The sequence below is a fragment of the Nocardia goodfellowii genome, assembly GCF_017875645.1.
Lineage (GTDB): Bacteria > Actinomycetota > Actinomycetes > Mycobacteriales > Mycobacteriaceae > Nocardia > Nocardia goodfellowii.
The window spans coordinates 5,576,692-5,590,448 of sequence record NZ_JAGGMR010000001.1 but is presented as its reverse complement, the minus strand read 5'-3'; the positions used below and the strand labels follow the sequence as shown (position 1 = coordinate 5,590,448).

Sequence of the window (13,757 nt, the reverse complement as noted above, 5' to 3'; positions counted from 1 at the left end):
GGGCGTGCGCTATTGCCTGGTCATGACGGTTCGCTGGGCCGGGCCGGACCAGCCGCACGGTAAGTCGCAGGTGGCCGCGATGGTCACCACGATCTCTCCGTTCTTGGCGGACGGCGCGCGGACCTCCGCGGCGCGCGCCGGGTAGCCGCAGGCCGGGCACTTGCCGAAGTAGTTCAGAATCTCTTTGACGACCGTGGCCGGCGCGTCTCCTTCACTCATATTTCGACAGTAGGTGACTTTAACCATTTGTGCTGTGGATCACAGTGGTTTGCGTCGGTGTCACAACGCCGAAATGGGGTGAATCGTGAAAGGCGACAACGGGTTCGAGGGTGTGGCGGGCCCGGCCGAGTATCGGTAGGGAACAAACGCGGCGGACCCGCCACCGGCCCGGCTCCCACGCGGCGAACGAGGAACCGAGCGCTCCACGAAAGTAGGCCACCCGCAACGCATTCGGCGCTGCGGCGGCCTGATGCCGGAGAATCCATCACGGCCGCGCGAACACGTTTGTGACAGACCACAATCCGGACGGATTCACATCGGGAACAGGCTGTGCTTGCGCGGGTTGGGGCGGCGGGTCGCGCTCTTGTCGCGCAGCAGGCGGAGCGCCTTGCGGATCTCGAGCCGAGTCCGCGACGGTTCGATGACGGCGTCGATGTACCCGCGCTCGGCCGCGGTCCACGGCGTCGCCACGGTGGCGTTGTAGAAATCGATCATCTGAGCGCGGACCGCCGCACGCTGATCAGGCGGTGTCACGGCCAGCTGCTTGCGCCCCACGATGCTCACCATGGACTCCGCGCCCATGACCGCCAGCCGGGCGGTGGGCCAGGCGAAGTTGAAGTCCGCACCGAGCTGTTTGCAGCCCATCACCGCGTAGCCGCCGCCGTAGGCCTTGCGGGTCACGATGGTCACGATCGGTACGGTCGCCTCGATGAGCGCGCGGAACATGCGGCCGCCGCGCTTGATGACCTGATTGCGTTCCTCGTCCACGCCCGGCAGCACACCGGGAGTGTCCACCACGTAGATCAGCGGGATATGGAACGCGTCGCAGAGCCGGATGAAGTAGGCGGCCTTGTCCGAGCAGGCGGCGTCCAGCGCCCCGCCGAGCACCAGCGGCTGGTTCGCGACCACGCCCACCGGGCGGCCGTCCACGCGCGCGAATCCGGTGATGAGGTTCTGCGCGCTGCCGGCCGCCAGCTCGTGGAACGCGCCGTCGTCGAAAATGCGCAGCAGGATGTCGTGCATGTCGTAGCCGACCTTGTCCGAATCCGGCATGAACCGGTCCAATTCGAGGTCGGCGCCGGTGATTTCGGGTTCCAGCCCGGGGTTGAGCACCGGCGCCTGCTCCAGGCAGCTGGTCGGGAGGTAGCTCAGATAATCCCGAACCCAGGCGAAGGCGTCCCGCTCGGTCGCGGCGACATGGTGCACGGTGCCGTTGGCCTGCAGCGCCTGGGCGCCGCCCAGCTCCTCGGCCGTGACCTCGGAACCGGTCACGGCCTTGATCACCTCCGGACCGGTCACGAACATGTAGGAGTCCTCGGTGGCGACCAGGACATCCATATTGATGGGGCCGTACACCGAACCCGCCGCGCATTTGCCGAGCATGATCGCCACCATCGGCACATAGCCGGACAGGTCCTCCTGCCAGCGGCACATGGTGGCGTACCAGGCCAGGGAGGTCACCCCGTCCTGGATGCGCGCGCCGCCGGAGTCGTTGACGCAGATCACGGGGCAGGCGTTGTTGAAGGCGAACTCCATGGCGGCGCCGACCTTGCGGCCGAACATCTCGCTGACCGACCCGCCGTAGACGGTCTGGTCGTGCGAGATGACCACCACCGGACGGCCGTCGATGTAACCGCGGCCGGTGACCACGCCGTCACCGTACATGGCCTCGCCGCCGCCGGGCTTGCGCACCAGTGCGCCTAGCTCCACGAACGAGCCGGGGTCGAGCAGCATGTGCACGCGTTCCCGGGCGCTGGGTATGCCCTTGGATTTGCGTTTCGCGATGCCGGTCTCGCCCGCGGGTTCGGCGGCGAGTTCCAGGATGTCCCGGAGGTGATCCAGCTTGTCTCGCGTAACACTCATGTGCTCTGTGCAGCCCTTCGAACTGTCGTCGGTGGCGGCCTGTGCTGCTGCCGGAGTCGACGGTAGCCCAGGTGCGGCGACCGATGCTATCGGTGTACCGGGCGCCGGGACGATCTCGTTCCGCGGCGGCCTCGGTCTGGGTGCCGAAATATTTCGGCAGGCGCTTGCCGCGCGCAGCGGGACGAGTCCTCGTGATCTGCTTGTGATTCGGCCCAATTCGGAGTGTCGCGGCTGGTGAGATGCCTTATTCCGGTGTCGATCGGAAGCCTGCCGGGGCGATCCGGCCCTAATCTCGGACCCACCTCGAAAGCCCGAGGGAGACAAAGGAGTTATTCGTGCCGACCAGCTTGACCGATGCGGACATCCTGCGCGAACTCGAACCGGCCGCCGAACGCCTGCTCGAGGATCACCTGCGCAAGGCCAAGGCCTGGAATCCGCACGACTACGTGCCCTGGGACGACGGTCGGAATTTCGCTGCGCTGGGCGGGGTCGACTGGGAGCCGGACCAATCACGACTGTCCGAGGTGGCACGGGTGGCGATGGTGACCAACCTGCTCACCGAGGACAACCTGCCCTCTTATCACCGCGAGATCTCGGACTCGTTTTCGCTGGACGGCGTCTGGGGAACCTGGGTCGGCCGCTGGACCGCCGAGGAAAATCGCCACGGGATCGTCATGCGGGATTACCTGGTGGTGACCCGGGCGGTGGATCCGGTAGCGTTGGAGCAGGCTCGCATGGCGCATATGACCACCGGCGTCGCGAAACCCGAGAAAGGACCTCAGTTTCTGCGTTCAGTGGCTTATGTGACATTGCAAGAGTTGGCAACTCGAATCAGTCATCGCAATACCGGAATCGCCTGCGGCGAGCCCATCGCCGAAGCTATGCTGCAGCGGATCGCCGCCGACGAAAATTTGCATATGATCTTCTATCGGAATCTCAGCGCCGCCGCGCTGGACCTCGCACCGAACGAGATGCTGCGCGCGATCACCGACATCGTCACGCGCTTCCAGATGCCCGGCCTCACGCAGCCCAACTTCCGGCGCAATGCCGTCCTGCTGGCCAAGCACGGCATCTATGACCTGCGCCAGCACCTGGACGTGGTGGTCCGGCCCGTGCTGCGGGCCTGGAATGTGTTCGAGCGCAACGATCTTACCGACGATGGTGAGCGCGCACGCGACGAACTGCACGCCTACCTGGAAGAACTGGATCTCAAGGCCCGCCGGTTCGAAGAGCAGCGCGATCGCGCCGCCGCCAGAGAAAAACAGCGGGCCGCCGTCCTCCTATGAGCAGAAGAGTCCCACAGACAGCCGCGGCGATCCTGGCCATCGCCGCGGTTGCCGCCGCGCCGGTGATCGCCGAAGTCCGTGCGCAGCCCACTGATTCGGCCCTGGACCAGACCGCCACGCCGACCCCGCCGCCCCCGGTCGACCCCAAGATGACCCGCACCGGCTTGCTGCGCACCGAACCGGTCGGCCCGCGCCGGGAACGACTGCACATCGCCTCGGCGGCGATGCGGCGGGTGATCACCGTGGACGTGCTGCGCGGCACCGGTGACGGCCCGCGACCGGTGCTGTACCTGCTCGACGGTGTCGACGGTGACCCCACCTCCGCCTGGATCACCAAGGGCCGGGCCGCGGAGTTCTTCGCGGACAAGCCCGTCGACGTGGTGCTGACCAGTGGCGGCACCGGCAGCATGTATTCCGACTGGGTGCGTCATGACACCGCGCTCGGGCTGAACCGGTGGGAGACCTTCCTCACCGACGAGTTGCCGCCCATCGTGGAATCGCTGCTGCGCTCGAACGGGAAGCGCGCGATCGCCGGCGTATCCATGGGCGCGCAGGCCGCGGTGATGCTGGCCCAGCGCCATCCAGGACTGTACGGCGCGGTAGCCGGGATGAGCGGATGCTATTCCACCGCTGATCCTTTGGGTCATGCCGTCACCACCATCACCGTCGCTTCGCGTGGCGGGAACGTGGAAAACCTCTGGGGCCCACCGAGTTCCCCGGAATGGGCGGCGCACGATTCGGTGCTCAACGCCGAAAAATTGCGCGGCGCGGCGATTTATCTCTCCGCCTCGAGCGGTGCGCCGACCGCCGCGGATCTGGTCGCCATCGCGAACTCGCCCTCCATCGGCGAAGCGCTGCGGATGGCCGGCGGCGGGACGGTGCTGGAAGCCGGTGCGCGCCAATGCACCGAGCGCTTCGCTGCCCGCCTGACCGAACTGGAGATCCCGGCCACGGTGGAGTATTCGCCCGAGGGTATGCACACCTGGCCCGATTTCGAAGCGCAGTTGCCGCGTGCCTGGCGGGTGCTGGCTACCGCGCTCGGCCTATAGCTGTGCCGGGAAGCGCATTTCCGCGGCCGCGTAACCGAAGAGCCGGCGGCCCTCGGCACGGGCGTCGATGGCCACGGTGGCCTTGCGGTGGCGTGGGTCCCGGGAGGTGATCCGGCCGCGGAACTCGATCGGACACGGCTGGTCCACCGGAATCCGCAGCGCGTGCGTGTAGTGGGCGAATTGGGCCCGGAATCGCAACACGGCGGAGGGATCACCGGACCAGGCGCTGAGATAACCGGCGGCGAGACCGAGCTTGAGCATGCCGGGGGCGATGACGGCGGGGCGATCGGCGGACCCGCCGAGGACGCGCGCGTACCGATTCAGATCGGTCCGGGTCAGGTCGATGATCTGCGCGGGCAGCTCGGTGCCGACCCGTAGCTCGTCGAAATCCACTGTGGTGCGCGGCATTCGGAGGGATACCGGTCGGGTGCGGGCCGCCGGACGCACCGGATTCAGCGTGGCTCGCCGGGCGGGTCCCGGCGCACCGTCGCCGGTGCGGGCGAGCAGCGCGGTGGAACCGGTCAGCACCACCGCGCCGCGCTGGTCGGTGAGCACGGTTTTGATCGCCAGCACGTCGTAGGCGGCGAAATGCCGGAACGATTCGAAGAATGCCCGGCAGGTCAGCCGGTCACCGGCGACCAGGGGCCGCACCGGATCGAGCACCTGGTCCGCGTGCAGTATTCGATCCGGATCGTAACCGGGCACCAGCGAATCCAGTATTTCCCGTTGCGCCTGGGTGAGAATTACCGAACCGAAAGTCGGCGGCGCGATGAGCGCGGGGAAACCGAGCGCGGCGGCGGCGCTGTCCCGCCAATGCGCCGGGTGGAAATCGTGGACGGCGAGGGCGAATTCGCGAATACGTTCCCGGGTTACCCGGTAGCTGGCGGCCGGAAAGTTCCGCAGGGTCACCGGTGCGCCCGCGTGGGCGAATGCGGCGGCGAGATCACTCATGATTTGCTCCTGACTTCACTCGGGTCCGAAGGGCAGGGCGAGCAGCGGGACCTGCTCGGGGGTGAGGGTGCCGCTGACGGCTACGCCGGCCGCGGCGAAATCGTCGGCCGCCCGGTCGATGTGGTCGGCGGAGGTGACGACCACCGCGTCCTGGGCACCGATCTCGTGCATGAGCCGGGCCGAATGGGCAGCGTTCTCCACGGTGCAGGTGGCGTCCGGCTCCAAATGGATCCGCTCGGCGGGAATGCCGTGCGCGATGAGCCATTCGGCCATCGCGCTCGCCTCGGTGACACTGTTGCGGGGATTGCCGCCGGTCACGATGATCGGCGCGGCCGGGGCCAGCAGCGCCTGCACGAAACCGGTGCGCAGCCGGGCGATCAGCTCCGGGCGCATCGCGCCGTCGGGCAGCAACCCGTAGCCGAGGACGACGATCGCGGTGCCGGGACCGCGGAATCCGAGCTGGGTCGAGGTTGTGGGGGCGGGGTCGGTGACGGCGGAGCCGGAGTTCTCGGCGTAGGTGGCCGGAGCGCTCAGTAGTACCGCGGTCGCGCCGGCCAGGCCGGCGGCGACGCGTAGTGCCGGGCGGTGGCGGAGGGTGAACGAGTCGAGCATGGCGATCTCCATTGATTAGCCACCGAGTGGCTGCGATGGCTGGAATTACTTCGTCCATGATTGCGCCGGGGGCGGCGAAGTTGACCCCGCTTTTTCGGATATCGGGAGAATTCACCGTTGCGGGACACCGGTTTTGGGACAGTCCGCACATTCGGTGGAACCGTGCTTCAGAACGGCACTGTGTCCGATCCCTGTCGCTGTGCGATGACTTTCGTGAGGTGTCCAGATACCCCGTTGTTACATCGTTTTCCGGGGTTCGGAGTTCTAGCGTTCTGCGCAGTCGTTCACAGGAAGGCTAGTTATGAAACGAAGTACCTGCGGCCGCTCGGCCCGTTGGAAAGGGACCGGCGCCGCGGTGGTGATGGGTGTATCCGTCCTCGCCATGAGCTTTGCCGGAGTTCCGGCGCAAGCCGAGCCCGCACCCACCGAGCAGACTCTGGCCGAATACATCCAGGCGGGCCTCAAGGCGAGGCCGGTCGCCGATTCGGGCAGCGGCTCCGGATCGTCGTGCAACTCCGGTAGTGGCGCCGGCTCGGGCAACGGCTCCGGCGACTGCTACGGCGGTTCCGGCTCCAGCTCCGGTTCCGCTGGTGGATATGCCAGTGACACAGTAGGTTACGGGCCCGCGCAGTCCTCGTGGCTGGCCGCGTTCGGCTACGGCCTGCTGAACCCCGACGCCGCGCCGCCGGGCACCAACGACTGGAACTGCAAACCCACCGAGGCCAATCCGCGACCGGTGATCGCGGTGCACGGCACCTGGATGAACGCCTACAACGGCTTCGCCTACATGGGCCAGCCGATGAAGGACGCCGGCCTGTGCGTCTTCACCTTCAACTACGGGCGCTCCAACCTGCTCGAGGGCGGCGGCCTGGGTTCGGTGCTGCCCGGCGTGATGGGCACCGGCTATATCCAGGATTCGGCGAAGCAACTGGCCACCTTCGTGGATCGGGTGCTGGCCGCCACCGGCGCGGAGGAGGTCGACATCGTCGCCCATTCGCAGGGCGGTTCGATGTCGAACTGGTACACCAAGTTCGATGGCGGCGCGGCCAAGGTGAAGAACCTGGTCACCTACGGCGCCACGCACCACGGCACCAGCCTGGTCGGCATCGGCGCGCTGGGCCGAGCGGTCAACAACTTCGGTATCGACATCCTCGGCTTCATCGAGATCTTCGTCGGGCACGCCGGCATCCAGCAGACCATCGGCTCGGATTTCGTGAACCAGTTGAATGCCAACGGGGACACCGTTCCCGGGGTCGATTACACCATTGTCGCGACGCGCTACGACGAGATCACCAACCCGTACGATCTGACGTTCCTGAAGCCCGGACCGGGTGCGACCGTCAACAACATCCTGCTGCAGGACGGGTGTGAGCAGGATCTGTCCGACCACCTGACGGTGATGTACTCGCCGCGGGCACTGTCCATCGCGCTGCGGGCCATCGACCCGGCGGGTCACCCGCAGCTGACGTGCACGTTCAACCCGTGGCTGATCGGGGGTGGTGGCTCGCTCTGAGACCTGGTGCCCGCCGCGCATCCATCGAACCCTGACTCCCCGAGGGTTGCGCGGCGGGCGCCGATCGCCGGATGCCGCAACCGGACAGCGCTGCCCCTCGCGCCTGTTCCGGCCCGCATGATTCGGCGGCCGGCCCACCGAGCGGAATCCGCACACGTGCTCCGCTCGGTGGGTTCCGGCGTTGTTCCCTTCGCTGAGATTAGGAGTAGGCGATGCGAGCCCTTGCGGTCGCTGCCGTTTCGATTGCCCTGCTTGCCTGTTCGCCCGGAGCCGGGGTCGCGACACCCGGTGAACCCGCCGAACCTATTCCGGCGCGGGCATTTTCGGATGCACGCCCGGCACCGAACGGCTCCCACCTGCTGAGCGCTGCCCAGGGCGCGGGCCGGGTGGTGGACCTGACCGTGCACTCGGCGGCGATGGCGCGGCCGGTGACGGTCGCGGTGCTGCCCGCGGCGGATCCGGCTCGGCCCGCGCCGGTGCTGTATCTGCTCAACGGCATCGATGGCGGCACCGACTACGGACGGTGGACCGAGGGCAGCAATTGGCTCACCAAAACCGATGCGGCCCAGTTCTTCTCCGACAAGCAGGTCACCGTGGTGACTTTGATGGGCGGGCAGGGCAGTTTCTACGCCGACTGGCTCGCCGACGACCCGGTGCTCGGTCGGCAGCAGTGGACGACGTTCCTGACCCGGGAACTACCGCCCATCGTGGATTCCGCGTTCAACGGCACGGGCGCCAATGCCGTTGCGGGACTGTCGATGGCGAGCGGCGCCGGGTTCCGACTCGCATTGGCCGCGCCGGGGTTGTATCGCGCCATCGGTTCCTACAGCGGCTGTATCCGCACCAGCGACGCCCGCGGCCAGGCGATCGTGGATGTCGTGGTCGCCGCGCGCATGGGCAACGCGCGGAACATGTGGGGCCCGCCCACCCATCCCGCCTGGGCCGCGAATGACCCCTACTTGCACGCCGAGCAACTGCGCGGCATCACAATGTATGTGTCCACCGGCACCGGGCTGCCGGGCCCGCTCGACACCCTGGACGCCCCCGGTGTCGGCTTCAATCCGATCAAGCTGGTCGATCAGCTGCTGATCGGTGGCGCGCTGGACGCGGTGACCCTGCGGTGTACCGAGCAGCTGCGGGATCGGTTCGCGGAGTTGGCGATTCCGGCTACCTTCGACATCCGGCCGAGTGGCACCCATTCCTGGGGCTACTGGCAGCAGGACCTGCACAACTCCTGGTCGCTGTTCGCCGCCGCGCTCGGCCGCTGAGCTATCCGGGACGCGGTGGTCGCGCGCGTCATGGCGACCCGGTCCAGGCGGACGGGCGCCTCGGCGACCACGCCCAGCGGACTGGTGTCAGTGCGTGGTCCCGTCGACCACCATCAGCCGGCGCATACCTGGCCACGCCGCTGACCAGAGTTGGTCGGGGTAGCGGCACTTCCACACCGAGACATAGCGATTGACGCCCGGATAGCCGAGCCGATCGTCGAGCCGGACGAGCTCGACGGTTTCGGTGAAATCGAGGCCGAGCGCGGTCTCGGGGTGGTGGGTCCCGACGTAGAGGATCGTGGTCGTGGTGTCCGGCGGCGCGGCGAAATAGCCGTAGCCGCGATTGGTGCTGTAGACCGCCGGCAGTCCCAGACGCGGACCGTAGTGGTCGAGAGCGGCTGCCTGCCAATAGTTCTGGGTGACCAGCACCAGTCCCGGTAACTGCTCGGTCGGCACCTGCCGGTAGGCGTCGTCGACGCCTCGGACGAGTTCGTTCCAACCGCTCGGGCCGTAAAGCCGGACCCGCCAGTCGATTTGGGAGAACTTGTCGGTCGGCTCGCGCATGTCGGACCGGGGCAGGGGCAGCGCGACGACGGCGGTCACGCAGATGGCGGTGGCGGTGGCGGTCAGCACGACACCGGCCGTCCGGACCGCCCGCGGTACACCGACATCGGCGAGATAGACCGCGCCCGCGGCGAACAGGCCGGGAAACGCCGAAACGATGTAGTAGGGCCGCAGTCCGCCGCCGATGATCCCCGCCAGCCCGGCGATCACCACCGGTATCAGGAAGCGATAGGGCTCGATTCGCGGTGACCGGATGCCGGCCCACAGGCCTGCCAGGAGCAGCACGCCGATCGGTCCGGTGAGTAGGACGATCTCCCACGGCAGGGCGGCCAGGCCGGCGAGGGCCGCCTGCTCCTCGCGCACCACCGCACCCATCGCCACCTGCGGCCAGCTGTTGGCGTGCTGCCAGAGCGTGGCGGGAATGACGGAGACGGCGAGCAGGCCTGAGCCCAACCACCATGCGGGCCTGCGGAACACCTCCCGGGGGCCCAGGATCGCCCAGCCGAGAGCGAAGGCCGCCCACACCATCGGGACCAGCCACTTCACCTGGAAGTCCAGGGCGGCGACGGCACCGGCCAGCACCAGCAGATAGTCGCTGTGGGTGCGGACCCAGCGGATGAACAGCCAGCTGATCAGTGCGGTGAGGGTCGCCTCGAGCGCGTAGGTGCTCAGCATCGCCGACTGCGTGACGGCCGCCGGTGTCACGGCGTAGGCCAGCGCGGCCAGTGTCTGCGGACCCCGGGCGCCGCGGAATTCACGGGCGATCAGGGCGCTGACCACGGTCGCGGCCAGCGTCATCAGGAGCGCGGGCAGGCGCACCGCCACCGTGGATCCCGGCGCGAAATGGTCCGCGAACGCCGCCAGCAGCGGTACCACCGGGCCTTGATCGGCGTAGCTCACGGCCGGGCGCCGGCCCGCGGCGATGAAATACAGCTCGTCCGCGATGAAGTCGTAGCGATCGAGGCGCACGAACAACAGCGACCCGGCGATCAGAACGATCGCCGAGACCTCCCACCAGGCGAACGCGGGCAGGGGATCGGCGGCGCTGTGGCGACCGGCGCTGAACAACCGCCCATGCCAGGGTTCCGCCCGCTTCCTCATCGCGGTTCTGTCTTCCCGGGCAGCGCGAGGGTGAGCCCGCCCATGGCGATCGCGACCACCGCGATCGCCGAGAACATGGTGATGCTGCCCGGCAACGTGTGCGATCGGAAGAACACGGCACTCAACAGCGCCAGTCCGACGCCGTTGCCGATCTGCTCGATCGTCGGCAGCAGACCCGAGGCGCCGTCCATCTGACGTTGATTCAGTCCCGCGAGCATGAGCGGTTGCAGCTGCACACCGAACAGTCCGACGCCGAGCCCGGACAGGAAGATCGGCCCGGCCGCGAGCCGCAGGTCCACCACACCGCCGGTGATGTGGAGGTAAGCCGCGCCGATGGCGACGCACACGCCGTAGGCGGTGATGCCTACGGCGAGAGTCCTTACTCCCCAGCGTTGGACGAGCCACGGGGAGGCGAGCGCGCCCGCGCCCGCGCCGAGCGCGAACGGTGTCATCGCCAGACCGGTGCGCAGCGGGGAGAAGTGCAGTTCGTCCTGAAGCGTGATCGAGACAGCGAAGACAAAGGCGGTGAACAGGCCGAAGAACGCGGTCACCAGCACCGAGCCCACAGCGAAGCCGCGGTCGGCGAACAGATCGAGCCGTACCAGCGGGGCGGCGGCGCGGCGTTCGTAGCGCAGGAATACCAGCGCGAGCGCGAGAGCACCCGCGACGACCGCCACCGGCCCGGCCCGCCAGCCGTTCTGGTGGATGTCGGCCAGGGCGTAGAGCAGTGCGAACAGGCTGATCGTGGACAGTACGAACCCACGCGGATCGAACGGTTGCCGCTCCGTGGGTTTGCCCAGCCGGAGAAATCGGAAAGCCAGGGCGAACGCGAGCAGACCTAGTGGCACGTTGATCAGGAACACCGAATGCCAGCCGGAGCCGGCGATGTCGGCGGTGATGAGCGCGCCGCCCACGATCGGCCCGAGCATTCCCGCGAAACCGGCCACGCCGCCGTACAGCGCGAACACCAGCGGGTGGCGTTCCCGCGGAAAGCTGGCGGTCAGGATGGCGATGGTCTGCGCCGCCATCCCCGCGCCGGTGATGCCCTGAACCACCCGGGCGGTAATCAATTCGACCGTGCCGGTGGATATTCCGCACCACACCGACGCCGCCGTGAACGCGACGACCGAGCTGAGGAACATGGTGCGCCGGCCCACCCGCTCACCCAGACGCGCCGCGGTGAGCAGCGTGCAGGCGAACGCCAGGGAGTATCCGGACACCACCAGCAACTGCGCCGACGGGGACGCGCCCAAGTCCGCGGTGATACTCGGTAGCGCGGTGTTCACGATCGTCACGTCGATCATCTGCATGAACACCGCCACCAGGCAACCGGTGAAGGCGAGCCACGCGGCCAGCTCCCCGTCGGCGGGCCACCACAACCGCCGCGGCGTCCGAGTCTCGGTCATCTCGGACTCCGACCGGTTCGAGCCGTGGCAGCGGCGCATCCGAGGGCGACGATCGGGACGAGGGATTCCGAGGTCGCATCCGGCACGACGGCCAGTCGTTCAGCAAGCATCCGCCTCACCGCCGGGTCCCGCTCGGTCGCGGCGAATTCCGCGCGTATGCGCTCGGCTCGCGTTCGGTCGTGGTGTCTCGCCGATCCGACGGGAAGAACCCCGCGGGATCCAGAGCGCCTGCGCTGAACAGGCCCGCCAGCGTTGTGCGGATGCTCGCGGAGTCGGGCTGCTCGCGGTCCAAGGTCGGCACAGTAGCGCCGGTTTCCCCGGTGTCACAGAGGGTCTGGTGGATATCGCCCGACAGCACGGGGTGCGCACCGACTTCGAGGAACACCCGGCTGCCCGCGCCGATCAGGCTGGTGACGGCATCCGCGAAGCGGACCGGGCGGCGCACGTTCGCGCACCAATACTCGGCGTCCCAGTCTGCCTCGGCGACGGTCGCGCCGGTCACCGTCGAGTAGAGCGGGATTCGCGGACGCTGCGGGGAAAGGTCCGCGAGGGCGGTACGCAGGTCGTCGAGGATGGGGTTCATCAGCGCACTGTGATAGGGCACGTCGACGGGCAGTCGACGGGCGGGAACACCTTGCCCGGTAAGCCGTTCGGCGATCGCGTCCAGCCGGTCGGCAGTACCGGACAAGGTCAGCGCGGTGCCACTGTCGATCGCGGCGATGTCGGCGGCAACGTCGTCCGCGACGAGTTCGAGGGCTTGGTCGAGGGTGAGACCGGTCGCCAGCATGCCGCCGGAACCGGCGGTCGTGGCCTGCGCGCGGGCCCGGTGATGGGTCACGCGCACAGCGTCTTTCAGTGACAGCATGCCGCTGACGCAGGCAGCCGAGACCTCGCCGGCGCCGTGCCCGACAACAGCGGCCGGGCGAATACCGAATTCGGCCAACTCCTCGACCAGCGCCACTTGGACCAGGAAATTGGCGGCCTGGGCGAACTCGGTGGAACTCACCCCGGCATCCAGCTCGCCGCGCATCAGGAGTTCCTCGATGATCGACCAGCCGGCCAGCGCGCGGAATTCGGTGTCGATCACATGCGCGGTGTCGGCGAAGGCGCCGTCGGCGCTGAGCAGGTCGCGCGCCATACCCCACCACTGCGGGCCCGTGCCGGAGAAGACGAAGACCGGCTCAGCGCCGCCGCGGGTTACGGTCCGTGTCGCGTCCCGCCCCGCACCCGAGGCGAAATGTCTCAGCTGCCGGATCATCGCGCCGCTGTCGTCCAGGAGTATTCCGGTGCGGAACGGATGGTGGGCCAGCCGGGTCCATGCCGCTTCGGCGAGCCGGCCGGGATCGGCGCCCGCGCTGAGCAAGTCGGCGAATCGGCCCGCCAGGGCGCGGACGGCGGGAGCGCTGCGGGCGGACAGGGGGAGAACGCCATAGTGCCGCGGCGGCCGCGCGACCGGTTCCCGGCGGCGGGCGTGCGCGTAGCGCCGATAGCCCCAGCGATCCGCCGGAATTTCGGGAACCGCGTGCTGCTCGCCGGCGACGAACTGCCAGAAACTTTCCGGTGCGTCGATTCCACCGGCGAAACGGCGGCCGATTCCAGCAATAGCGATGTCCGACACGACATTCCTTCCGAACACGGGCATGGGAATTCAGCAACTCCGCGCTGAGGCCGGCAATGGTCAGTGGCCGACCGCAGTGCCCGGGGCGGTCGGATTCGGTCTACGGTACGCACCGGCGGGCGGCCCGAGAATGCCTGTGCGGCAAGATATTGTCACTGCACAGCGATCTCCGGACATGACTGTGAATCACGACAAATTGCCGGATGTTCGCGTTTCCGCAGCGTCGTACGCTGCGGATGGTGGCGATTCACAAGGTGGCTGCGGCACCGCTTGTGTAGCGGGCGAAGGTTCGAGTAAGCCACCGGCA

11 protein-coding genes are annotated in these 13,757 nt (G+C 68.0%); 4 read left to right on the top strand and 7 right to left on the bottom strand.

What is annotated here, in order from left to right:
• Positions 1–9: 9 nt before the first annotated feature.
• Both BJ987_RS25775 and BJ987_RS25770 read right to left on the bottom strand, forming a co-directional pair.
• A complete protein-coding gene (locus tag BJ987_RS25775) occupies positions 10–219 on the bottom strand; it encodes a hypothetical protein (RefSeq protein ID WP_209895010.1) in 210 nt (69 codons plus the stop codon).
• Positions 220–531: 312 nt separating this feature from the next.
• On the bottom strand, positions 532–2,082 hold the full coding sequence (locus tag BJ987_RS25770; protein ID WP_209895008.1) for an acyl-CoA carboxylase subunit beta: 1,551 nt from the start codon (positions 2,080–2,082) through the stop codon (positions 532–534).
• A 335-nt stretch (positions 2,083–2,417) separates the two neighbouring features.
• On the opposite strand from BJ987_RS25770, the gene BJ987_RS25765 reads away from it, so the two are divergent.
• Both BJ987_RS25765 and BJ987_RS25760 read left to right on the top strand, forming a co-directional pair.
• Positions 2,418–3,368, top strand: a complete 951-nt coding sequence (locus BJ987_RS25765) for an acyl-ACP desaturase (RefSeq protein WP_209895006.1) — start codon at positions 2,418–2,420, stop codon at positions 3,366–3,368.
• Positions 3,365–4,417 (top strand): alpha/beta hydrolase, encoded by a 1,053-nt coding sequence (locus BJ987_RS25760; RefSeq protein ID WP_209895004.1) that lies wholly within the window; start codon positions 3,365–3,367, stop codon positions 4,415–4,417. The genes BJ987_RS25765 and BJ987_RS25760 overlap by 4 nt, the downstream gene beginning before the upstream one ends.
• On the opposite strand, the gene BJ987_RS25755 is transcribed toward BJ987_RS25760, so the two are convergent.
• Entirely contained in the window at positions 4,412–5,368 is a 957-nt protein-coding gene (locus BJ987_RS25755; protein ID WP_209895002.1) for an FAS1-like dehydratase domain-containing protein, read from the bottom strand. The two genes, BJ987_RS25760 and BJ987_RS25755, sit on opposite strands and share 6 nt — an antisense overlap.
• Before the next feature lie 15 nt (positions 5,369–5,383).
• Positions 5,384–5,980: a YdcF family protein gene (locus BJ987_RS25750; RefSeq protein ID WP_245366126.1), complete on the bottom strand. Its 597-nt coding sequence runs from the start codon at positions 5,978–5,980 to the stop codon at positions 5,384–5,386.
• 301 nt (positions 5,981–6,281) lie between these two features.
• On the opposite strand from BJ987_RS25750, the gene BJ987_RS25745 reads away from it, so the two are divergent.
• Positions 6,282–7,493, top strand: coding sequence for an esterase/lipase family protein (locus BJ987_RS25745; RefSeq protein ID WP_209894998.1), 1,212 nt, complete (start codon positions 6,282–6,284; stop codon positions 7,491–7,493).
• 212 nt (positions 7,494–7,705) lie between these two features.
• Complete coding sequence (locus tag BJ987_RS25740; RefSeq protein WP_209894996.1) at positions 7,706–8,761, top strand: alpha/beta hydrolase; 1,056 nt, start codon at positions 7,706–7,708, stop codon at positions 8,759–8,761.
• An 87-nt stretch (positions 8,762–8,848) separates the two neighbouring features.
• Here the strand turns inward: BJ987_RS25740 and BJ987_RS25735 are convergent, their stop codons facing one another.
• From BJ987_RS25735 to BJ987_RS25725, 3 genes are all read right to left on the bottom strand, one after another.
• The gene (locus BJ987_RS25735; RefSeq protein WP_209894994.1) at positions 8,849–10,426 is read right to left on the bottom strand and encodes an ArnT family glycosyltransferase; all 1,578 of its coding nucleotides are present in this window, start codon (positions 10,424–10,426) and stop codon (positions 8,849–8,851) included.
• On the bottom strand, positions 10,423–11,832 hold the full coding sequence (locus tag BJ987_RS25730; protein WP_209894992.1) for an MFS transporter: 1,410 nt from the start codon (positions 11,830–11,832) through the stop codon (positions 10,423–10,425). The genes BJ987_RS25735 and BJ987_RS25730 overlap by 4 nt, the downstream gene beginning before the upstream one ends.
• A 115-nt stretch (positions 11,833–11,947) precedes the next feature.
• Positions 11,948–13,450 (bottom strand): acyltransferase domain-containing protein, encoded by a 1,503-nt coding sequence (locus BJ987_RS25725; protein ID WP_307869755.1) that lies wholly within the window; start codon positions 13,448–13,450, stop codon positions 11,948–11,950.
• Positions 13,451–13,757: the final 307 nt, after the last annotated feature.

Coding starts and splice junctions, on each gene's coding strand:
- BJ987_RS25735 (WP_209894994.1), bottom strand. CDS start 10,426: ATGAGGAAGCGGGCGGAACCCTGGCATGGGCGGTTGTTCAGCGCCGGT.
- BJ987_RS25770 (WP_209895008.1), bottom strand. CDS start 2,082: ATGAGTGTTACGCGAGACAAGCTGGATCACCTCCGGGACATCCTGGAA.
- BJ987_RS25730 (WP_209894992.1), bottom strand. CDS start 11,832: ATGACCGAGACTCGGACGCCGCGGCGGTTGTGGTGGCCCGCCGACGGG.
- BJ987_RS25745 (WP_209894998.1), top strand. CDS start 6,282: ATGAAACGAAGTACCTGCGGCCGCTCGGCCCGTTGGAAAGGGACCGGC.
- BJ987_RS25760 (WP_209895004.1), top strand. CDS start 3,365: ATGAGCAGAAGAGTCCCACAGACAGCCGCGGCGATCCTGGCCATCGCC.
- BJ987_RS25755 (WP_209895002.1), bottom strand. CDS start 5,368: ATGAGTGATCTCGCCGCCGCATTCGCCCACGCGGGCGCACCGGTGACC.
- BJ987_RS25740 (WP_209894996.1), top strand. CDS start 7,706: ATGCGAGCCCTTGCGGTCGCTGCCGTTTCGATTGCCCTGCTTGCCTGT.
- BJ987_RS25775 (WP_209895010.1), bottom strand. CDS start 219: ATGAGTGAAGGAGACGCGCCGGCCACGGTCGTCAAAGAGATTCTGAAC.
- BJ987_RS25750 (WP_245366126.1), bottom strand. CDS start 5,980: ATGCTCGACTCGTTCACCCTCCGCCACCGCCCGGCACTACGCGTCGCC.